The following is a 19,848-nucleotide window of genomic DNA, read 5'->3' on the forward strand; positions in this document are numbered from 1 at the left end:
AGAGAGCCACCATTAACAGTGCCGCTGGCAGTGACCTGCTCTAATGGCGCCATCATCAATCTGGAGCCATCAATGAACTCTCTTTATCACGCCGCCATCCACCAGCTGTTTCTCTCCCTCTCCCTGCCTGCGCCGCAACAGGAGGAGAGCGTCACCAGCCTGCAGATCGGCGAACTGACCTGTCACTTGACCGAACACCCGGCCGACTATCTGCTGATGTTTACCCGCCTCGACGCGGCCACCAGCGCTCAGGCGGCCGCCCAGAACCTCTTCAGTCAGGACCCGTGCAAACCGGTACTGGGTTTCGATACCGAGAGCCTGACACCGGTACTGTGGAGTCGCCAGCCCTTGCAGCAACTGGATCGCACCCAGATCCACCACCAGCTGGAACAGCTGGTGCACGCCGCCAGCGAGATCAACAAAGGCCAGGACGGCACTATCCGGCCTTGAGCCATTGGCGTGACCACACCCCACGTCACCATAGATGGATAACTACACCTCTGGCCTGAGCAAACTGGGCAGCGGGCCCCCGGATTGGTATGGTTTTGCCATCAATTCATAAACGACCGAGATATCATGAAACGCAAAACCATGGCCCTGCTGCTGGGCACCCATCTGCTGGTCGCGGCGGCAGGGTTTGCCGCCGGTGTCTACACCCTACCAATCCTGATCGCGCCACCCGCCCCTGATACCGAGCAGGTCGCGGCCAGCCAGCAACAGGCGAGATTCCACGGCACTTTTCGCCGGGATCTGAAAGACAGCGATCGGCTGCACTGGGGGGAAGGCAAGGTGAGCATAGGGCCGGATGCCGTCAGCCTGATGGGCAAGCTGGCCCCCGGGCCGGACTACCAGCTCTACCTCTCCCCCGAGTTTGTCGAGACCGAAGCCGATTTTGCCCGCCTCAAGGATCAGATGGTGCGAGTCGGGCCGGTGAAGACCTTCGACAACTTTATCGTGCCGCTGCCCGCCACGATCGATCCGGCCCGCTACAGCAGCGTGATCGTCTGGTGTGAAACCTTCGGCCAGTTCATCACCGCCGCCCGTTATCAGGATCTGCGTCCGGAGCAGTAACCTCACCCCAGACCCGCACCATGCAAAAGGGCTGACATCGCTGTCAGCCCTTGGGCTATCCGCCCCTTCGTCATTAACGCTCCGGCTTGGTCATCTCCCGCAGCAGCTGATCGATGCAGCCCACTACCTGCTCTGAGTTCTGCTCGATCTCGCGGTAGAGCGCCTCCGCCTCTTCATGCTTGTGCTGATTTTTCAGCTCGATAATCTGCTGGATCACCTGATGCAGTCTGGCGTGCGGGGCGGCCATCGCCCTGAAGGCGGGTTGATCGCCGCAGCATGCCTGCCCTTCGCTGAAGTACCAGTGGCCAAGGCGGCACTCCTTGTCACTGACCGCCTCGCTGCGCGACAACCCCTCCTGCCCATCCAGATAGGCTCGGACACGGGTCTTCCAGCCCATATGAGCGGCGCGGGCGCGACTCAGCACCATCCGCACGTTGGAACCATCCTGGAACTGTCCGGCCAGATCCCCCAGCTTGTCCACCAGGGTCGCCACATGACTGGCGATATGGGCGGTATCCCGCGCCACCAGCGTGGTGGCCTGGGAGATCTCGTGGACGCTGACGATATTGCGGGTGATCTCGTCGCTCACCGAGGATTGCTCTTCCGAAGCGGCGGCGATCTGGGTGTTCATGTCGCGAATGCTGTTGACCGCCCCCTTGATCCGGCCGAGGGCTTCCCCCGCCTGATTGGCCCGCTCCACCGACTCCCCCGCCCGCGAGACGCTGTGTTCGATCATGGTCACCGTGGTGCCCACCGCCCGTTGCAACTGCTCGATGGTACCGCGGATCTCGGCGGTGGAGTGCTGGGTGCGCCCAGCCAGCGAGCGCACCTCGTCGGCCACCACCGCAAAACCGCGCCCTTGTTCACCGGCCCGGGCCGCCTCGATGGCGGCGTTGAGGGCCAGCAGGTTGGTCTGCTCGGCGATGGACTGGATCACCGCCAGCACAGAGCCAATCTGCTCGCTGGCCTTGGCGACCTCTCTCACCGTGTTGCCCGCGCTGGCGATCTCCTCGGCCAGCTGTTCGATCATGCTGACACTCTGCTGCACCACCTCATCGCCGGTGACCGCCTGATTGTCCGCCTCGCTGGCCGCCTCGGCCGCCTGCACCGTGTTGTGAGCCACTTCGTGCACCGTACTGGTCATCTCGGTCATGGCAGTGGCGAGCTGGGTGGTCTGCTCCTGCTGGCGCGTCATGCTGCTGAGGTTACCCGCCGCACTGCGCGACAGCCGCTCGCTCTCGCCAGCCAGTTCGCCCAAGGTGGTGGTGAGCTGGCTGATGGTGTCGCGGATCTTGGCAACAAAGGCATTGAACGCCGACCCGAGCCGACGGATCTCCTCCGGCCCCGCCACCGGCAGCTTGCTGCCGAGATCGCCGGAGCCATTGGCCAGCGCCTCCAGCGCCTTGACGCTATCAAGCAGCGGACGACTAAGACGCGCCAGCAGCAGCACCAGCGCCACCGCAATCAGAGCGGTGCCAAGTAGCGCGATCATTACCATCTGCCAGCTCTGGCGTACCAGCGCGGCTGCAACCTCACTGTGATCACGCGCCAACTCGATCACCCCGACCGCCTTGCCGGAGAAGTCGCGCAACGGTGCCGCCATCACCAGAAAATCGCTCCCCTGCTGCTTGATGGTGGTGAAGCGGCTCTCTCCCGCCAATACCTCCTGATACCAGTCCACCGACTCACCAAGCATGGAGGTACCAGTCAGCATAACGGGTTTACCCTGTTCAAACAGATAGATGGCAAGGCGACTGTCCTTGCCCAGCAGATCGGCAAACAGCGAGGTGTCGAGGGCGCGGCCAAACTCCACCGAGCCGACCGACTGACCATTGAAAGTGACCGGCACTACGCCGCGGATCCCGGTGCCGCCCTGACCGGTCTCCAACCCGCCGACCGGTTGATGATTGCGGTTCACCTCGACCACTGCCAACCGTGTAGTAGAGAGGTCGTCGCCATGATTTGCGGGCTTGTGTACCCGATAAAGGGAAGTAGCCGGGGGAATGTGAAAGTGAAACTGCTGGATCCCCTGCGCCTTGAGGGCGGGCCAGAGCGGATCAAACAGATTGGCGAGGGTCTGCCAATCCTTGTCGGCCACCGCCTTTGCTGCATCCGGCCGCTGGGCGATCAGAGTCGCCGCCAGCACGGTTTCATGGCTGGTGTTTTTGATCACCGCTTCCACGTTCTGGAGCTGGCTCCGCAGTGCAGCCTGCTCGGCCGCGAGCGCCCGCTGGCGATTTTCAAACAGATTAAAGGTAAGCAGCACCACGGCGAGCAATACGATGCCGCCGATTGCCAGCAGCGTGATCTGGTGACCCAACTTGCGAGGGGGGAACATAAGACACCATCCTTGACAGTCATACCGAACCTACAGGATGGAACGGTTAAGTCGGGAGTCCATCAGAACTTAACCCTTTGTTGATATTGATCAAACGATTAACAGGCAAAATGCGAGGTGGGTCAAATAGGGGGAATGTTTATCATATGGGCTGGAATTGGGTCTTGGTGGATAAAACTGACAGTTTTCAGTCCAACACAACGATCACACTGCATAATTTGGAGATCCCCCTTCAATCCCCCACCTTGGTTAGCAAGCACAACAAGGAGTTTTATTAAGGCTTCCAGCTGAAACGGTTCCGTTGGGAGCTTCGTTGGTATACGATACAGGCCCCACAAAAAACATTAATAATCATAAACTTAATAAGGCTGTCATGACAAAGTATCACATTGTTGCTGTGACTATCGCAGCAAGCTTGACACTTGCGGGTTGTGCAAGCGAATCCTCCCGAACACTTGAAGTTGCCAAAGTGACCTCTTACCAAACCCAATACCAAGGCACTCGCAGCCCCATTTCTGTGGGCAAGTTTGATAATCGCTCAAGCTACATGCGCGGTATATTCTCCGATGGTAACGACCGCCTGGGTAGCCAGGCCAAGACAATCCTGATCACCCACCTGCAACAAACTGGCCGTTTCAGTGTTCTGGACAGAGCCAACATGGAAGAGTTGCAAGCGGAAGCAGGGCTCAAGAAAGAGACTCAGACGCTGAAAGGCGCCGATTACGTCATCACAGGCGATGTCACTGAATTTGGTCGAAAAGCGGTGGGAGATCATCAGCTGTTTGGCATTCTCGGCAGGGGCAAATCACAGATCGCCTATGCCAAAGTCAACCTCAACATCGTCGATGTCAAAACGTCAGAAGTTGTTTTCTCGTCACAAGGGGCAGGCGAATTCGAGCTCTCCAACCGCGAAGTCATCGGTTTTGGTGGCACGGCCGATTATGACTCCACACTCAATGGCAAGGTGCTCGACCTGGCGATTCGTGAAGCCGTAAACAATCTGGTCTCTGGCATCCAGAACGGTGCCTGGCAACCGGCTCGCTAAGGGGAAATCAATGAACAAAATGCATCAAGGACTTTGTCTGGCTTTTGCCCTCTTCAGCTACGGTTGTGCGACCCCACCCAAGCCCCTGTACAACTGGGGTGAATATCAGGATTCGGTCTACCAGAACCTTGAAGAAAAAGATAACGGTGAACAGATCGATCGGCTTGAGAAAAACCTGCAAGAAGCCAATGGCAAAGGGGAAAAGGTGCCGCCCGGTTTCCATGCTCATCTGGCCATGCTTTATGCCCAGCATGGGCGTGACAACCTCGCACTGGAACACTTCGAGAAAGAGAAGCAACTCTTCCCAGAATCAACCACTTTCATTAATTTTCTGCTCACCCAGAAGCAAGGAGCAGCCAAATGAAAAAGTTACTGATTTCCATCATGGGCTCACTGCTACTGGCTGGTTGCGCATCCCAACAAGCTGCGTATGACTACACAGCATTTCGGGAAAGTCACCCTACATCTATTCTGGTTTTGCCTCCCGTAAACCACAGTCCAGATGTTAAAGCCGGCAATAGCCTGCTCTCCCAGAGCACCATGCCACTGGCCGAGTCTGGCTATTATGTTTTCCCGGTCTCACTGACCAACGAAACCTTCCGTCAGAACGGCATGACTGTTGCGGAAGATATCCACTCTTTGCCCATCAGCAAACTGCATCAGATTTTTGGTGCTGATACCGCGCTCTATCTGGACATCACCGAATATGGCACCAGCTATATGGTGGTCTCGAGTGAAACAGCCGTGACAGCGAAAGCAAAATTGGTGGACCTGCGTAACGGCAAAACCATATGGGAAGGTACAGCCCGCGCTTCCAGCGCAGAGCAAAAGTCCAATGGTGGTGGTAGCCTGGTTGGCATGCTGGTCGTCGCCGTCGTTGACCAGATCACCAACACTGTGATGGACAAGGGCCATGATATCGCAGGGATAACCAGTTTCAGACTGCTAAGCGCAGGTATGCCTAATGGCATCCTGTATGGCCCCTACTCACCGAAATACAACACACAAAAATAACCATTCCTGCTTCTGACAGAAGTGAGGATAAGCAGAGTTGCTTAGGGAAAATCCTCTTGTACTCCAGCCTGCGAAAACAAAAACCCCCTCGTGACAGAGGGGGTTTTTCGTGTTGGCAACGGGTGCGGATTAACGCAGCGGTTTGACCGAGCGACGGACGATCAGCTCGGGCTGTACCGTCATCGATTCCACTTCCAGCTCCTTGTTGCGGATCCGACTGACCAGATGCTTCACCGCCAGCTGGCCCAGTTCGGCCTTCGGGTGGCGGATGGTGGTCAGCGGCGGGCTGGAGAAGCGCGCCATCTCCACATCGTCGTAGCCGATGATGGAGATATCGTCCGGCACCTTGACTCCCGCTTCCCAAGCAGCGCAAATCGCGCCGATCGCCATGGGATCGTCAAAGGCAAAGACCGCGGTCGGACGAGGCTGCAGGGCCAGGATGCGCAGCATGGCATCGAAGCCGCTCTGGCTCTCGTAATCCCCTTCGAAGACCTGTTCATCTTTGAGGGTCAGACCATGCTCGCCCAGCGCATCACGTACCCCGTCCAGTCGCTGCTGGGTGGTCGGCTTGGAGAGCTGGCCAGTGATGCAGACGATGTCGCGGTGCCCCAGCTCCAGCAGATGGCGTACGGCCATGCGGGCGCCGATGCGGGCGTTGTCGTTGATGACGTTGGCGAAATCGCACTCCGTTCCCCAATCCAGTACCACCTGCGGCACGTTCTTGTGGATGCGCAGCATGTCACGCAACGGGGTGTCGATATCGGTACCCAATACCAGCAGGCCATCCACCCGTTTTTCCATCAGCATTCTCAGGTAATGCTGTTGGCGAGGCGGCTGGTTTTCGGTGTTGCAGAGGATCAGGCTGTAGCCCTGTTCGAAGCAGTACGCTTCAACCCCTTGCACCACTTCTGCGAAGAAGGGGTTTACGCTGGTGGTCACCAGCATGCCAATGGTCTTGGTCGAATTTATTTTAAGACTGCGCGCTACCGAGTTGGGCGCGTAGTTGAGTTCTGCCACCGCCTCAATCACTTTCTGGGTCGCGTCTTCGCTGACCCGCCGAGTGTGGTTGAGCACATGTGAGACGGTGGAGATGGATACGCCTGCGCGCGAGGCGACATCCTTGATAGTGGCCATCTCTGTCTCCTGACTGTCAAAGGCGGAACATTAGCAGATTTCCCGAATAAAGGCTTGGTTTTAACGAGCTCTGCCACGGAATTGTCAATGCCGGCTAATTTAGGCGCTCATTTCTGTTTGCGCAAATGGATTCTGGTCAAAATGGGAGCGCTGTCAGAGTAAAATATCGCCAGATTAATCCTCTGGCGTTTGTCAGAATCGCCTCTCGTTACCAAGATGTTAAGTCAACAAATCAAAATTAAGCTCTGATTAGCCGAAAATAACAGGTCATTTATTTCAAAATCCACCCATCCAACCCCCTCTGGTTAGTATCTTTAACAGCTTGTTATTGCCCCGTGAGGAATGATAGAACCATACCTATAGCCGGATGCACGGGATGTAGATCCGGAATGGCACACGGAAATGAAACAATCCACTGATTAAGGGACGAATCAATGCATAAGTTGAGCAAAATCACAGTTGGCGCAGCGGTTTCTTTGGCTCTGTTTGGATCGATCTCCATCGCTCACGCGGCAGACACCATCAAGATCGGTATCGCAGGCCCGGTCACAGGTCCGGTAGCCCAGTACGGGGACATGCAGTTCACCGGCGGCAAGATGGCGGTCGAGCAGATCAACAAGGCTGGCGGCATCAATGGCAAGCAGATCGAAGCGGTCGTCTATGACGATGCCTGCGATCCCAAACAGGCGGTGGCCGTTGCCAACAAGGTGGTGAACGACGGCGTCAAGTTCGTGGTCGGTCACCTCTGCTCCGACAACACCCTGCCCGCCTCCGACATCTATGAAGACGAGGGGATCCTGATGGTCACCCCTGCCTCCACCAACCCCAAGATCACCGAGCGCGGTTACCAGCTGACCCTGCGCACCATCGGCCTGGATAGCGATCAGGGCCCGACGGCGGCCAAATACATCATCGAGCAGGTCAAACCCCAGCGCGTGGCCGTTATCCACGACAAGAAGCAGTATGGCGAAGGGATCGCTTCCAGCGTGAAAGCGGCGCTCGACAAGGCTGGCGTGAAAGTGGTGGCCTTTGAAGGGATCACCGCCGGTGACAAGGACTTCTCCGCCCTGATCGCCAAGCTGCAGAAAGAGAACGTCGATTTCGTCTACTACGGCGGCTATCACCCTGAGCTGGGCCTGATCCTGCGTCAGGCTGGCGAGAAGGGGCTGAAAGCCAAGTTCATGGGCCCGGAAGGGGTGGGTAACAAGGATATCTCCGCCATCGGCGGCCCGGCTTCCGAAGGCCTGCTGGTGACCCTGCCGAACAAATACGATCTGGTTCCTGCCAACGCCCCGCTGGTGGCGGCGTTCAAGGCCAAGGGTCAGGACTCCTCCGGCCCGTTCGTCTGGACTACCTATGCCGCGGTGCAAACCCTGGCAGCCGGTATCGCCAAGGCGGGTGAAGATGACCCGGCTGCCGTTGCCGCCGCCATCAAGGCTGCGCCGATCGATACCGTGATGGGCCCCCTGACCTGGGCACCGAACGGTGACCTGAAAGGCTTCGAATTCGGTGTGTTCCAGTGGCACGCTGACGGTACTTCCAGCCAAGTCAAATAATCTGCCGATCGGGGGTGAGTACGCTCACCCCCTCCTCTCTTTGCGGGCAAGTACAGGGAACGCAGTATGTCCGAACACCTCCTCTATCTGGTTCAGCAACTGCTGAACGGATTAACCATAGGCAGCACCTATGCGTTGATCGCCATTGGCTACACCATGGTCTATGGCATCATCGGCATGATCAACTTCGCCCACGGCGAGGTTTACATGATCGGTTCCTATGTCGCTTTTATGGTGATGGCGGGGCTCATGATGATGGGCATCGACAGCACCTTTCTACTGCTGGGGGGCGCCTTCCTGGTCAGTATTATCATCACCGGCACCTATGGCTGGAGCATCGAGCGGGTCGCCTACCGGCCACTGCGCGGTGGCAACCGGCTGATCCCCCTCATCTCCGCCATCGGCATGTCGATCTTCCTGCAGAACATGATGCGGATGGCTCAGGGCTCGCGGGATATCGCCATGCCCAGCCTGATCTCCGGTGGCTGGACCTTGGGGGGTGAGGATGGTTTTCAGGCCAGCCTCTCCTATATGCAGCTGATCATCTTCGTGGTGACTTTCATCACCATGCTGGCGCTGACCCAGTTCATCGGCCGCTCCCGCATGGGCCGTGCCTGCCGTGCCTGTTCGGAAGATATCAAGATGGCCAACCTGTTAGGGATAGACACCCACGTGGTCATCTCCATCACCTTCGTACTGGGGGCTGCGCTGGCCGCCGTCGCCGGGGTGCTACTCGGTATGTATTACGGCGTCATCAACCCCTACCTCGGCTTTATGGCCGGTCTGAAAGCCTTCACTGCCGCTGTATTGGGCGGTATCGGCAGCATTCCGGGCGCCGTACTGGGCGGCCTGCTGCTCGGCGTGGTTGAAGCCCTCACCGCCGGTTATCTCAGCACCGAGTACAAGGATGTGATGGCGTTTGCCCTGCTCATTTTTGTGCTGCTCTTTATGCCGACCGGCATTCTGGGTCGTCCGGAAGTGGAGAAAGTGTGATGAAACATCAATTTATCCACGCCTGTATCGCCAGCCTGGTGCTGCTGGTGCTCTCCTTCTGGCTGCTCGGCTTCAAGCTGGAGACCGACGGCTCCAGCCTGCAGGTAGTGAGCCGCCTCGATGTGTCGCTGGCCTGGCTACTGGGGGGCGCCACCCTCGTTTTCTGGTTCCAGATGCTGCGCGGCCAGATCGCCAAGCTGTTTCAGGCCTCCATCAGCGGCTTCTCGGTCGGCTTCACCAAGCTGGTGCTGCCGAGCCCGGAAGAGGCGCCCAAGCTCTATAACCTCACCGCCGTGCTGGTGCTGCTGTTCGCAGTGAGCTGGCCCTTTATGGCTTCTCGCGGCGCCATCGATCTCGCCACCCTCACCCTGATTTACATCATGCTGGGGCTGGGGCTGAACGTGGTGGTCGGCCTCGCCGGTCTACTCGATCTCGGCTATGTCGGCTTCTACGCGGTCGGAGCCTACAGCTATGCCCTGCTCAACACCTACTTCGGACTGAGCTTCTGGGAGTGCCTGCCCATCGCCGGGCTGATGGCCGCTACCTTCGGCTTCCTGCTCGGTTTCCCGGTGCTACGGCTGCGGGGGGACTATCTGGCCATCGTCACCCTGGGTTTTGGCGAGATCATCCGCATCCTGCTCAACAATATGACCACCCTGACCGGCGGCCCGAACGGGATCTCCGGCATTCCCAAGCCGACGCTGGGGGGGCTGGAGTTCAACCGCACCGTCAAGGATGGGGGCTTTGATACCTTCCACAACTTCTTCGGCATTACCTACAACGCCAACCACAAGGTGATCTTCCTCTACCTGATGGCGCTGATGCTGGTGGTGGTGACCCTGTTCGTCATCAACCGCCTGCTGCGCATGCCCCTTGGCCGCGCCTGGGAAGCGCTGCGGGAAGACGAAATCGCCTGCAAATCGCTGGGGCTCAACCCCACCATCATCAAGCTAACCGCCTTCACCATAGGCGCTACCTTCGCCGGCTTTGCGGGTAGTTTCTTTGCCTCGCGGCAGGGCTTTATCAGCCCGGAATCCTTCGTCTTTATCGAATCGGCCATTGTGCTGGCGATTGTGGTGCTGGGTGGCATGGGCTCCCAGATCGGGGTGGTGCTGGCAGCCATCGTGATGACGGTGCTGCCGGAGCTGGCCCGCGAATTCAACGAGTACCGCATGCTGATGTTCGGCCTCTTGATGGTGTTCATGATGATCTGGCGGCCACAGGGATTGCTGCCGATGACCCGTCCGCATCTGGAGTTGAAGAAATGAGTACTCATCAGAAGTTAATGGAAGTCTCTGATCTGTCGATGCGCTTCGGGGGCCTGCTGGCCGTCAACGGGGTCAAGCTGGATATCGACAAGGGCGAGGTGATCTCCATCATCGGCCCCAACGGCGCGGGCAAGACCACCATCTTCAACTGCCTGACCGGTTTCTACTGTCCGAGCGGCGGCACCATCCGCTACAAGGGTGAGGAGATCCAGGGGCTGCCCGGCCACCTCATCGCCCGCAAGGGGATTGTGCGTACCTTCCAGCACGTGCGGCTGTTCAAGGAGATGACGGCGGTGGAGAACCTGCTGGTTGCCCAGCACCAGCACCTCAACACCAGTTTTATCGCCGGTCTGTTCAAGACCCCGGCCTTCCGCCGGGCGGAGCAGGAAGGGCTGGAGCGGGCCGCCTTCTGGCTGGATAAAGTGGGGCTCAAGGATCTCGCCAACCGCGCCGCCGGTAATCTGGCCTACGGTCAGCAGCGCCGCCTCGAGATCGCCCGCTGCATGGCGACCCGTCCCGAGCTGCTGATGCTGGATGAACCGGCCGCCGGCCTCAACCCGAAGGAGACCGACGAGCTGGATGAGCTGATCATGAGCCTGCGGGACGAATTCGGGGTCTCGGTGCTGCTGATCGAACACGATATGAAGCTGGTGATGGGCATCTCCAACCGCATCTTCGTGGTCAGCCAGGGCACCTCACTGGCCCACGGCAAGCCGGATGAAATCCGCAACAATCCGGCAGTGATCAAGGCCTATCTGGGCGAGTCGTAAGGAAAACAAGATGTTAGAACTTCGCAACGTATCGACCCACTACGGCAAAATTCAGGCACTGCACGATGTCAGCGTCGAGGTGAAAGAGGGGGAAATCGTCACCCTGATCGGCGCCAACGGCGCAGGCAAGACCACCCTGCTGATGACCCTCTGCGGCGAACCCAAGCCCAGCAGCGGCTCCATCTGGTTTGAGGGGGAACAGATCAGCTCCCTCACCACAGCCCGCATCATGCGCAAGGATATCGCCGTGGTGCCGGAGGGGCGTCGCATCTTCGCCCGCCTGACGGTGGAGGAGAACCTGCTGATGGGCGCCTTCTTCGTCGACAAGGCCGAGCAGCATGGCCTGCTGGATCAGGTGTTTACCCTGTTCCCGCGCCTGCACGAGCGCCTGCAACAACGGGCGGGCACCATGTCCGGCGGCGAGCAGCAGATGCTGGCCATCGGCCGTGCCCTGATGAGCAAACCGCGCCTGCTGCTGCTGGATGAACCCTCGCTGGGGCTGGCCCCCATCGTCATCCAGCAGATCTTCGACACCATAGAACAGTTGCGCCAGAAGGGGATGACCATCTTTCTGGTGGAGCAGAACGCCAACCAGGCGCTCAAGCTGGCCGACCGCGGTTATGTGCTGGAGAACGGCCACGTGGTGCTGCAAGACACGGGCGCCGCCCTGCTGGCCAACCCGGCGGTGCGGCAGGCCTATCTGGGCGGTTAACCCACTGAGCCGCATGCCATATCAACAAGGGAGCCGCTGGCTCCCTTATCTTTTGTGGGGTTAGTTTGCGCCCAAGCTTGCGGTACACTGGCCCGTAATCAACCTATTCGCAGGACATCCCGATGGACCAGTTTGCCCATATCAATGCCCATGATGCCCACCAGAAACTGAGCGCGGGTGAAGCCCGTCTGGTGGATATTCGCGACCCGCAATCCTTTGAAGCGGCCCACGCGGTCGGCGCCTTCCACCTCACCAACGGCACGCTGGTGCGCTTTATGAATGAAGTGGATTTCGATACCCCGGTCATCGTGATGTGCTACCACGGCAACAGCAGTCAAGGAGCGGCCCAATACCTGCTGCAACAGGGTTATGACGAGGTCTACAGTCTGGATGGCGGTTTCGAGGCGTGGCGCCGGGAGTTTCCCATCGAGGCAGGCGAGGCATGATCCAGCTGCTGGTGCTCGACAACGCCCGCATGGCACAGGCGCTGGTGGACTATCTGGCTACCCTGGGCATCTCCTGCGAGCTGACCCAGTCCGAGCTGGGGGTCACCATCTGGCTGGCGGACGAGCTACGCCTTGCCCAGGCCCAGCTGGAGGTGAAGCGCTTTCTGGCCGAGCCGGGCCACCCGCGCTATATGGAAGCCTCCTGGCAATCCGGCCGCGCCGATGCCCGCATCGACTACAGCAAGGGGATGACGGACCCCATCACCGACTTCCTCCATCAAGCGGGGCCACTGACGCTGGTGGTCATCATCGCCTGTCTCGCCATCTACGGGATCGAGGCCATCGGCCTGCCCATCTACGATGAACTGGCATTCCACCCGACGCTGGCCCAGTTCACCGACTGGCAGGCGTGGCGTTATTTCACCCCCGCCCTGATCCACTTCTCGGTGCTCCATCTGGTATTCAACTTGCTCTGGTGGTGGTATCTCGGCGGCCAGATCGAACAGCGCCTCGGCAGCGGCAAGTTGCTGATCCTGCTGCTGGTGGGCGCCGCCCTGCCCAATATCGCCGAGTTCTTCGCCAGCGGCCCGCTGTTTGGCGGCCTCTCTGGCGTGGTCTATGCCCTGCTCGGCTACTGCTGGCTGCGCAGCAAGCTGCAACCGGCCTGCGGCCTGACTCTGCCACCGGCACTGATGGGCTTTATGCTGTTCTGGATGGCGCTCGGCTTCTTCGACATGCTCGGCACCAGCACGGCCAATATCGCCCACCTGACCGGCCTGCTGGTCGGCCTGCTGCAAGGCTGGCTGGATCGCAACCACCAGCCGACCTGATTTTTCAGCAGCCGCAGAAACAACAACGCCGCCCCGAGGGGCGGCGTTTTATTACGCGATAGGCAGTTACTGCTTGATCAGGGTGTCGTCAGTTACCTTGACCGCCGCACCGCCACTCATAAAGAAGCTGGCGAACTGGGTCTGGATCTCGGTGGTGACCGCACCAGCCTGATCGAAGTTCTCGTCAGGGGCCAGCAGCGAGCTATGACCCCCTTTCAGGAAGCGCGCAGCATGGTGACCCGCCGGGAGCACGCCGGACCCTTTCAGCTCTTGCAAACCCAGCACCCGGAACAGCGGCTCGGTGCCACCCAGCGGCGCAGAGGCGATGCTGTTGGGGATCACTTGATCCGGCAGATTGAGGGCGCCATCACCCACGATCTCGGTGGCGAACAGCGGGAAGCTCTTGGCGACGCCACTGCCCAGATTGATCGGGTCCGCAGAGTCCAGCACTGACTGGGCGGCAAAGGTATAGCTCTGCAAGGTGCTCGCCGCACCCGCCTGCGTGGCCGCATCCAGACTGGGCAGGAACTCGTTGACGAAGCAAGTGGCGGCAGCCGTTTTGCAATTCGGTGCATAGGCGGTAAAGCCCGCTTTCAGCGCCGGACTGCCCGAGGTAAGCACGCTCATCTTGATGGTCGGCCCGAAGCTAGGCGAGTTGAGCAACAACGGCGCGATGCCGCCACCCGGCATCGCCAGACCACCGGTATCGAACTTGAACAGGGCATCTGCCTGAGCACTGCCGGTGGTCTGGTTGGCGACAGCCAACAGATTGGCCCCGGTAATGGCACCGAGTGAGTGACCGAGGAAGTGAACTTTCAGACCGGCACCACCCAATTGGCCACCCAATCCCTGGGTGTTGGCCAGACCGACAGCCAGTCGCAGTCCCAGCAGATCGGCCACGCTCTGTTTCAGATTGTCCCGCGCCACCGTCAGATAGTTGAGGTTCAGATAGGGGAGCGGGTTCTCCGATGTGGTCACCGTCGCCATGCTGTTGCTCAGGGCATAACCACGCTCGCCGTGCAGCGGATGATCGATCACTACCACAGCGACATTTTTGGCTGTTGGTGTGACTTGCAGACCAGCACCGATCTGGCCCAGCGCCAGCGCATAGGCGTTCTCCTTGATGGAGGTAACCCCGTGCTGATAGATGATCACATCGGTAATTGTATTGAGCGGTGCGGCGGCGAAGATCCGCAGCGGTACCGATTGTACTTCGGTCAGGGTCGGCAACGGGTTGAAACGGCCGATATTGCGCTCGGCATCCAGCGGCTTGCCACCGGAGGTGAGGGTCACCCCGATCAGCTTGCTTGCCTCGGTCAGCAGTTCACTCTGACGGCTCGGGTCGGCGATCAGCTCACCCAGTAGCTCCGGATTCACTCCGGCGCCTACCAGCCCACCGATTACCTCGCTATCACCCGCTTTCAGCGCGTTGGCGATGGCATAGAGGCTGGGAATGGCGCCGTGCCAGGATTGGGTCTTGGCCTTGTCCCAGGAGCCGGCTATCGCTGGAGTAGAGAGGAAGTAAGGGAGCTTGACGGTGCCGGTATACACCTTGGTCACCGCTGCGACCCCGTTTAGGATGCCATTAGCCGCCACAGCGGCAGCAATTGCATCACGATCTTTCTGAGGCAAAAATGGCTCGTTCGCCAACTGGGTCAGGAAGGGTACACCGTTGTTGAGGCCATTAATCGTATAGGTCCCCGGCAAGCTGGTATTGCCCCTGGCATCCTGTTTCCACAGCGCCGCGGCGTCCAGGCTCGGGCTCTTCAGCACCGAAGCAGCGGCACTCTTCACTGCCAGCAGCACATCGGCACCAGATTGGGTGGCAAACCAGTCGGAGAAGATCACCCGATCGCTGGTGATCCCGGTGGCCGCTTTGAACAGACCTTCCTGCAGCGAGATCAGGCTGTTGATGGTCTGCTCCTGAGTAGTTGCGCCAGCTGTCGATTTGAAGCTGCTGTAATCGCCTCCCGCCTTGAGCGGTGTGCCGCGACTGTCCTTGAGGGCATCGGTCGCCACGATCATGTAGTAAGAAGAGGGATTGAGCGGCTTGAGTGGAACCAGATTGAGCTTGCCGTCCCCGCCAGTGACCACAAAGTCGGTCCCATAAACCAGTGGCTTGCCGCCCTTGACTCCGTTGGGTTGCAGAGTGACCGGATCCAGCGTGAGCTCGAGCAGGTAGAGGGGCGCAACGGCAGAGGCATACTCGCTGGCCGCCGGTGCCGGCACAGAGACACCGGTCACGGTCGCCGGTACCAGCTGGACGGGTTGGGTGGTTGACCAGCCATCCAGGGTGGAGAGGGCAGATACCGGGTTCGACAGATCAGCAGTTTCTGTCGAAAACTTCAGGGTACCGTCGCTGGCACGGGGGGCCAGCACGCTCGGGCGCACCCCGTTGGCACCACTCAGGACGTAGTCGAGAGAGCTGGTGGTGTCTCCCTTGTTGTCATCTCCACCACATCCGGCCAGCAGGGCGCTGACAACAGCTGCATAAATTAGCTTCTTCTTCATTTTTTATTCTCTTTTTATAGGGTTGTTATCCATCACAAGCCAACGGGGTCATCACGACCTCGACTGCAAAACGTTAACATAAAACCAACACCAAATAAGACTCATACCGGGCAGTTCTGGCTCAGCTTTGTGGTGCATGTCATGGTTTCAGGTTAACAAAGGGGCGCAAGGGTAGCAGTTGTGGCCCCATCACCAGACCCGACCAGCCAGCGGGCACCATCACGACTAAAAAGCCGCCGTGATCTCGGCAAAGTGAGGGAATTGTCGGTAGAATGTCCGCCAACGCTTAAGGAGGACATCATGATCGACCCGAAGAAACTGGAAGAGATCGCCAAGCAGGTGCACAACTCCCTGCCGCCCGGCATTCGCAGCATGGGTGAAGAGGCCGAGAAGAAGATGCGTCAGGTACTGCAAGCCCAGCTGGGCAAGCTGGATCTGGTCAGCCGCGAAGAGTTCGACGTGCAGACCAAGGTGCTGCTGCGTACCCGTGAAAAACTGGCCGCCCTCGAAAGCAAGCTGGCTCAGCTCGAGCAGCAGCTCGGCGCCAAAGGCGAATAACGAAAACCCCAGCTCGGCTGGGGTTTTTGCTTTGAATTGAACCTGTAAAAAACATCACACCTGAAGCAGATACCAGGCCCGCTTGCCGCGCGCCTTGGCCTCATACATGGCACGGTCGGCCACCTCCAATGCCTGTCGGAAGCTCAATGGCTCCTCCTCCCACAGGGCGATGCCGATACTCAGCCCCACCCGTTGCGGGCAACCGGGTTTGGGCACATAGCCATGCATCCGGCTGATCAGGGCGTCAGCCAGTTGCGCCAGGCCATGGCTCGACACATCCCGGTGCAGATGCACCACAAACTCGTCGCCGCCGTAACGGCCGCATAGCGCCGAGCCAGGCATAATAAGGCGCAGCCAGTCCGCCATCTGCTGCAACACCAGATCGCCGCAGGCATGGCCCAGCTGGTCATTGATCCCCTTGAAATCATCCAGATCGATAAAGAGCAGCGCCCCCGCCCCTTGCGGCTGCAGTTGGGCAAACGCCTTGCCAAACCCCTGCCGGTTGAGCAAGCCGGTCAGCGCGTCGCTGTTGGCGCGCTCCGCCAGTCGCTGCTCATAAGCCTTGCGCTGGGTGATATCGATATGGGAGCCCATGATCCGCAGCGGCTTGCCATCGCCACCCCGATCGACGACCCGACCCCTATCCCACAGCCAGGTGACCTCGCCTTGCGGATTGATGGTGCGGTATTCGGCTTCATAGAAGGGGGTTTTGCCCTCAAGGTGGGCAAAGTAGCTGCCCATGGCATGGGCGCGATCGTCGGGATGGAGCTTGGCGCTCCACTGATCGAAATGAGGGGCCATGTCACCGGCCTGAAAGTTCTGCAGATTGAAGACCCGCAGCTCGCCGGTGGGAATGGTGCCCTGCCAGAGACAGATGCCGGTGCCATCGAGGGCGGCATTGAGCTTCTCCTGCAACAGGCCGTTTTCATGCTGCAAAGCGGCGATCTCTGCCTGCAAACGGGCCATTTCACCGCCATGAGGGGACGGGATCAGCGTTGCGACCCGCTCGACAGAGCCGGTCTCTCCCCTGTCATCCTCCGCAGATGCCCTGCCCTCTTCACTCAACACTGCGCCTCCCTGTGCTCGCTCTATGGATGCTCTTGTCAATCCCCCACAAAGATGCCATCAGCTAGGCTCGATTAGTAGCCATTCATAGCCAAAATATTGAAAAATAATGGGATAACGCCGCGATAATCCAACCATTCGGTACGATCAGGTACTGCTGCAGCCACAAAAATAAAAGCCCCCGGCAAAACCGGGGGCTGCATCATCCAGACGGGAATCCCGTCAGATAAATTCGTAGGCATCACCAAAGATGCGCTCCGGCTCGGCGCCAAGGATCTTGAACTCCTCACGCGCGGCACCCGCCATCTCGAAACGGCCGGCGACATAGATGTCGTAGTCGTGGAGGCTGACGAAGTCATCCATGATCGCCTTGTGTACCAGCCCGCTCTTGCCGGTCCAGTCAGCCTCAGGCTCCTGCACCACCGGGATAAAGGTGAGCGGCGCATAGTCACGCTCCCACTGCTGCATCTGCTCCAGCTCATAGAGCCAGTGAGCCTGACGCACACCCCAGTAGAAGAACACTGGACGCTTGCTGCCCGTGTCGATCAGGTACTCCAGAATGGAGCGGGCGTAAGAGAAACCGGTGCCGCCCGCCATCAGGATCAGCGGACGGGGGGATTCATCGCGCAGGAACGCCTTGCCAGCCGGCAATTCAACCTCGATCTCCCCCTGCTCGCGCATGCGGGCCAGCACCTGACCGGCGTAGGCGTTTTCGGGAGTGGCACCAATTTGCAGCTCCAGCACGCCCGGGCGGGTCGGCGAGTTGGCGATGGAGAAGGGGCGCTTGTCCGAATCGCTCATCACCACCAGCAGATACTGGCCCGGCTTGAAGCTGATCGCTTGCTGCGGCGTCAGGGCCACATGCCAGATGGTGTCGACATATTCGCGCAGTTCCTCTACGCGGCATTTGATACGTTGCATTCTTGTCCTTGTGGCGGGCTCGCTCGGCCCGCTTCGCTCATTGTTTCACTATGGAGTGACGACCAGCAGCCCTGGCCCCGTCAGTCGAGAATACTCAAATCAGTGCGGATCGCATCACTTTTTGCAGCAAAGCTGTCATGTTTGCCTCATACGAGGATATTGAGCTCATCCCAGATGGCATCAACCTTCTGCTTCACCGCCTCATCCTGAACTATGGGCTGACCCCACTCCCGATTGGTCTCGCCCGGCCACTTGTTGGTGGCATCCAGCCCCATCTTGGAGCCGAGGCCGGAGACCGGCGAGGCGAAGTCCAGATAGTCGATCGGGGTGTGCTCGATCAAGGTAGTGTCCCGTGCCGGGTCCATCCGGGTGGTGATGGCCCAGATCACATCCTTCCAGTCGCGAGCGTTGACGTCATCGTCACACACCACCACGAACTTGGTGTACATGAACTGGCGCAGGAAGGACCAGACCCCCAGCATCACCCTCTTGGCGTGGCCCGGGTAGCGTTTCTTGATGGTCACCACCGCCATCCGGTAGGAGCACCCCTCCGGCGGCAGATAGAAGTCCACAATCTCGGGGAACTGCTTCTGCAGCAGCGGCACGAACACCTCGTTCAGCGCCAGACCCAGTACCGCCGGTTCATCGGGCGGACGGCCAGTGTAGGTGCTGTGATAGATGGCATCGCGCCGCTTGGTAATGTGGGTGATGGTGAAGACCGGGAACTCGTCCACCTCGTTGTAGTAGCCGGTGTGGTCGCCATAAGGGCCTTCCGGCGCCATCTCACCCGGCTCAAGATAGCCTTCCAGCACGATCTCGGCGCTGGCGGGCACCTCCAGATCGCAGCTGATGGCCTTGATCACCTCGGTACGGCTGCCGCGCAGCAGACCGGCAAAGGCATATTCGGAGAGAGTATCCGGCACCGGCGTCACCGCGCCGAGAATGGTCGCGGGATCGGCACCGAGCGCCACCACCACCGGGAAGCGCTCGCCCGGATGGGCCTCCTGCCACTCACGAAAATCGATGGCACCGCCACGATGATCGAGCCAGCGCATGATCAGCTTGTTTTTGGCGATCTTCTGCTGGCGATAGATACCGAGGTTCTGGCGTTTCTTGTAGGGGCCACGGGTGATGGTGAGGCCCCAGGTGACCAGCGGCGCCACATCGCCGGGCCAGCAGTGCTGGATCGGGATCTGGTCGAGATCGACCGCATCGCCCTCCTGCACCACCTGCTGGCAGGGGGCGGAAGAGAGGCGCTTGGTCGGCATGTTGAGCACCTGCTTGAAGATCGGCAGCTTCTCCATCAGCTCCTTGAATCCCTTGGGCGGCTCGGGCTCCTTGAGATAGGAGAGCCAGACCCCGACCTGACGCAGGGCACCCACATCGGGCTGCCCCATGCCCATGGCAACCCGATCAGGTGTACCGAACAGGTTGGTCAGCACCGGCATGGTGTAGCCTTTGGGATTTTCGAACAGCAGAGCCGGGCCACCCGCACGCAGGGTACGGTCGCTGATCTCGGTCATCTCCAGATAGGGATCTATCTCGCGGGTGATGCGCTTGAGTTGTCCGTTTTGTTCCAGCTGCGCGATGAAATCACGCAAATCCTTGTATTTCAT

Annotated in this window: 20 protein-coding genes; 13 read left to right on the top strand and 7 right to left on the bottom strand. The window is 59.4% G+C overall.

What is annotated here, in order from left to right:
* Positions 1-72: 72 nt before the first annotated feature.
* Together ACTG2O_RS03310 and ACTG2O_RS03315 are read left to right on the top strand one after the other, a co-directional pair.
* Positions 73-450: a CesT family type III secretion system chaperone gene (locus tag ACTG2O_RS03310; protein WP_019446305.1), complete on the top strand. Its 378-nt coding sequence runs from the start codon at positions 73-75 to the stop codon at positions 448-450.
* Between the two features lie 126 nt (positions 451-576).
* Positions 577-1,071 carry a DM13 domain-containing protein gene (locus tag ACTG2O_RS03315; protein ID WP_040069868.1) on the top strand — a complete coding sequence of 165 codons (495 nt, stop codon included), beginning with the start codon at positions 577-579 and terminating at the stop codon, positions 1,069-1,071.
* 73 nt (positions 1,072-1,144) lie between these two features.
* On the opposite strand, the gene ACTG2O_RS03320 is transcribed toward ACTG2O_RS03315, so the two are convergent.
* Complete coding sequence (locus ACTG2O_RS03320) at positions 1,145-3,409, bottom strand: methyl-accepting chemotaxis protein (protein ID WP_439975334.1); 2,265 nt, start codon at positions 3,407-3,409, stop codon at positions 1,145-1,147.
* A gap of 373 nt (positions 3,410-3,782) precedes the next feature.
* On the opposite strand from ACTG2O_RS03320, the gene ACTG2O_RS03325 reads away from it, so the two are divergent.
* Genes ACTG2O_RS03325 through ACTG2O_RS03335 form a run of 3 tightly spaced genes read left to right on the top strand, consistent with a single transcriptional unit; the run spans position 3,783 to position 5,468 of the window.
* Positions 3,783-4,454, top strand: a complete 672-nt coding sequence (locus ACTG2O_RS03325) for a CsgG/HfaB family protein (protein WP_026035055.1) — start codon at positions 3,783-3,785, stop codon at positions 4,452-4,454.
* A 10-nt stretch (positions 4,455-4,464) separates the two neighbouring features.
* The gene (locus ACTG2O_RS03330) at positions 4,465-4,818 is read left to right on the top strand and encodes a DUF4810 domain-containing protein (protein ID WP_019446310.1); all 354 of its coding nucleotides are present in this window, start codon (positions 4,465-4,467) and stop codon (positions 4,816-4,818) included.
* Positions 4,815-5,468: a DUF799 domain-containing protein gene (locus ACTG2O_RS03335; RefSeq protein WP_019446311.1), complete on the top strand. Its 654-nt coding sequence runs from the start codon at positions 4,815-4,817 to the stop codon at positions 5,466-5,468. The genes ACTG2O_RS03330 and ACTG2O_RS03335 overlap by 4 nt, the downstream gene beginning before the upstream one ends.
* 129 nt (positions 5,469-5,597) lie before the next feature.
* On the opposite strand, the gene ACTG2O_RS03340 is transcribed toward ACTG2O_RS03335, so the two are convergent.
* Complete coding sequence (locus tag ACTG2O_RS03340) at positions 5,598-6,602, bottom strand: substrate-binding domain-containing protein (protein WP_429100903.1); 1,005 nt, start codon at positions 6,600-6,602, stop codon at positions 5,598-5,600.
* Between the two features lie 434 nt (positions 6,603-7,036).
* On the opposite strand from ACTG2O_RS03340, the gene ACTG2O_RS03345 reads away from it, so the two are divergent.
* From ACTG2O_RS03345 to glpG, 7 genes are all read left to right on the top strand, one after another.
* Positions 7,037-8,158, top strand: coding sequence for a branched-chain amino acid ABC transporter substrate-binding protein (locus tag ACTG2O_RS03345; RefSeq protein WP_005339442.1), 1,122 nt, complete (start codon positions 7,037-7,039; stop codon positions 8,156-8,158).
* A 66-nt stretch (positions 8,159-8,224) separates the two neighbouring features.
* Positions 8,225-9,151 (top strand): high-affinity branched-chain amino acid ABC transporter permease LivH, encoded by a 927-nt coding sequence (livH, locus tag ACTG2O_RS03350; protein ID WP_005339439.1) that lies wholly within the window; start codon positions 8,225-8,227, stop codon positions 9,149-9,151.
* Positions 9,151-10,419 (top strand): high-affinity branched-chain amino acid ABC transporter permease LivM, encoded by a 1,269-nt coding sequence (locus ACTG2O_RS03355; protein ID WP_019446312.1) that lies wholly within the window; start codon positions 9,151-9,153, stop codon positions 10,417-10,419. The genes livH and ACTG2O_RS03355 overlap by 1 nt, the downstream gene beginning before the upstream one ends.
* Entirely contained in the window at positions 10,416-11,189 is a 774-nt protein-coding gene (gene livG, locus ACTG2O_RS03360) for a high-affinity branched-chain amino acid ABC transporter ATP-binding protein LivG (RefSeq protein ID WP_439975335.1), read from the top strand. The genes ACTG2O_RS03355 and livG overlap by 4 nt, the downstream gene beginning before the upstream one ends.
* A 10-nt stretch (positions 11,190-11,199) precedes the next feature.
* Positions 11,200-11,901, top strand: a complete 702-nt coding sequence (locus ACTG2O_RS03365) for an ABC transporter ATP-binding protein (RefSeq protein ID WP_005342433.1) — start codon at positions 11,200-11,202, stop codon at positions 11,899-11,901.
* 122 nt (positions 11,902-12,023) lie between these two features.
* A complete protein-coding gene (gene glpE / locus ACTG2O_RS03370) occupies positions 12,024-12,347 on the top strand; it encodes a thiosulfate sulfurtransferase GlpE (protein WP_005355913.1) in 324 nt (107 codons plus the stop codon).
* On the top strand, positions 12,344-13,177 hold the full coding sequence (gene glpG / locus ACTG2O_RS03375) for a rhomboid family intramembrane serine protease GlpG (RefSeq protein WP_019446313.1): 834 nt from the start codon (positions 12,344-12,346) through the stop codon (positions 13,175-13,177). Before glpE ends, glpG begins: the two co-directional genes overlap by 4 nt.
* 66 nt (positions 13,178-13,243) lie before the next feature.
* On the opposite strand, the gene ACTG2O_RS03380 is transcribed toward glpG, so the two are convergent.
* Positions 13,244-15,688 (bottom strand): VolA/Pla-1 family phospholipase, encoded by a 2,445-nt coding sequence (locus ACTG2O_RS03380; protein WP_236285602.1) that lies wholly within the window; start codon positions 15,686-15,688, stop codon positions 13,244-13,246.
* Between the two features lie 300 nt (positions 15,689-15,988).
* On the opposite strand from ACTG2O_RS03380, the gene ubiK reads away from it, so the two are divergent.
* The gene (gene ubiK / locus ACTG2O_RS03385; protein ID WP_005339429.1) at positions 15,989-16,246 is read left to right on the top strand and encodes a ubiquinone biosynthesis accessory factor UbiK; all 258 of its coding nucleotides are present in this window, start codon (positions 15,989-15,991) and stop codon (positions 16,244-16,246) included.
* A 54-nt stretch (positions 16,247-16,300) separates the two neighbouring features.
* On the opposite strand, the gene ACTG2O_RS03390 is transcribed toward ubiK, so the two are convergent.
* The 4 genes from ACTG2O_RS03390 to ubiD form a co-directional block, all read right to left on the bottom strand.
* Positions 16,301-17,314: a GGDEF domain-containing protein gene (locus ACTG2O_RS03390; protein WP_439975336.1), complete on the bottom strand. Its 1,014-nt coding sequence runs from the start codon at positions 17,312-17,314 to the stop codon at positions 16,301-16,303.
* Between the two features lie 71 nt (positions 17,315-17,385).
* Positions 17,386-17,517 carry a hypothetical protein gene (locus tag ACTG2O_RS03395; RefSeq protein WP_439975337.1) on the bottom strand — a complete coding sequence of 44 codons (132 nt, stop codon included), beginning with the start codon at positions 17,515-17,517 and terminating at the stop codon, positions 17,386-17,388.
* Positions 17,518-17,533: 16 nt separating this feature from the next.
* Complete coding sequence (gene fre, locus ACTG2O_RS03400; RefSeq protein WP_005339423.1) at positions 17,534-18,232, bottom strand: NAD(P)H-flavin reductase; 699 nt, start codon at positions 18,230-18,232, stop codon at positions 17,534-17,536.
* 146 nt (positions 18,233-18,378) lie between these two features.
* A complete protein-coding gene (ubiD, locus tag ACTG2O_RS03405) occupies positions 18,379-19,848 on the bottom strand; it encodes a 4-hydroxy-3-polyprenylbenzoate decarboxylase (protein ID WP_204382394.1) in 1,470 nt (489 codons plus the stop codon).

This window comes from Aeromonas sp. 61P, assembly GCF_051919545.1.
GTDB classification, from domain to species: domain Bacteria; phylum Pseudomonadota; class Gammaproteobacteria; order Enterobacterales; family Aeromonadaceae; genus Aeromonas; species Aeromonas veronii.

Excerpts from the sequence above, each read along its gene's own strand:
- ACTG2O_RS03310 (WP_019446305.1), top strand. The coding sequence starts at position 73 with ATGAACTCTCTTTATCACGCCGCCATCCACCAGCTGTTTCTCTCCCTC.
- ACTG2O_RS03315 (WP_040069868.1), top strand. The coding sequence starts at position 577 with ATGAAACGCAAAACCATGGCCCTGCTGCTGGGCACCCATCTGCTGGTC.
- ACTG2O_RS03320 (WP_439975334.1), bottom strand. The coding sequence starts at position 3,409 with ATGTTCCCCCCTCGCAAGTTGGGTCACCAGATCACGCTGCTGGCAATC.
- ACTG2O_RS03325 (WP_026035055.1), top strand. The coding sequence starts at position 3,783 with ATGACAAAGTATCACATTGTTGCTGTGACTATCGCAGCAAGCTTGACA.
- ACTG2O_RS03330 (WP_019446310.1), top strand. The coding sequence starts at position 4,465 with ATGAACAAAATGCATCAAGGACTTTGTCTGGCTTTTGCCCTCTTCAGC.
- ACTG2O_RS03335 (WP_019446311.1), top strand. The coding sequence starts at position 4,815 with ATGAAAAAGTTACTGATTTCCATCATGGGCTCACTGCTACTGGCTGGT.
- ACTG2O_RS03340 (WP_429100903.1), bottom strand. The coding sequence starts at position 6,602 with ATGGCCACTATCAAGGATGTCGCCTCGCGCGCAGGCGTATCCATCTCC.
- ACTG2O_RS03345 (WP_005339442.1), top strand. The coding sequence starts at position 7,037 with ATGCATAAGTTGAGCAAAATCACAGTTGGCGCAGCGGTTTCTTTGGCT.
- livH (WP_005339439.1), top strand. The coding sequence starts at position 8,225 with ATGTCCGAACACCTCCTCTATCTGGTTCAGCAACTGCTGAACGGATTA.
- ACTG2O_RS03355 (WP_019446312.1), top strand. The coding sequence starts at position 9,151 with ATGAAACATCAATTTATCCACGCCTGTATCGCCAGCCTGGTGCTGCTG.
- livG (WP_439975335.1), top strand. The coding sequence starts at position 10,416 with ATGAGTACTCATCAGAAGTTAATGGAAGTCTCTGATCTGTCGATGCGC.
- ACTG2O_RS03365 (WP_005342433.1), top strand. The coding sequence starts at position 11,200 with ATGTTAGAACTTCGCAACGTATCGACCCACTACGGCAAAATTCAGGCA.
- glpE (WP_005355913.1), top strand. The coding sequence starts at position 12,024 with ATGGACCAGTTTGCCCATATCAATGCCCATGATGCCCACCAGAAACTG.
- glpG (WP_019446313.1), top strand. The coding sequence starts at position 12,344 with ATGATCCAGCTGCTGGTGCTCGACAACGCCCGCATGGCACAGGCGCTG.
- ACTG2O_RS03380 (WP_236285602.1), bottom strand. The coding sequence starts at position 15,688 with ATGAAGAAGAAGCTAATTTATGCAGCTGTTGTCAGCGCCCTGCTGGCC.
- ubiK (WP_005339429.1), top strand. The coding sequence starts at position 15,989 with ATGATCGACCCGAAGAAACTGGAAGAGATCGCCAAGCAGGTGCACAAC.
- ACTG2O_RS03395 (WP_439975337.1), bottom strand. The coding sequence starts at position 17,517 with ATGATGCAGCCCCCGGTTTTGCCGGGGGCTTTTATTTTTGTGGCTGCA.
- fre (WP_005339423.1), bottom strand. The coding sequence starts at position 18,232 with ATGCAACGTATCAAATGCCGCGTAGAGGAACTGCGCGAATATGTCGAC.
- ubiD (WP_204382394.1), bottom strand. The coding sequence starts at position 19,848 with ATGAAATACAAGGATTTGCGTGATTTCATCGCGCAGCTGGAACAAAAC.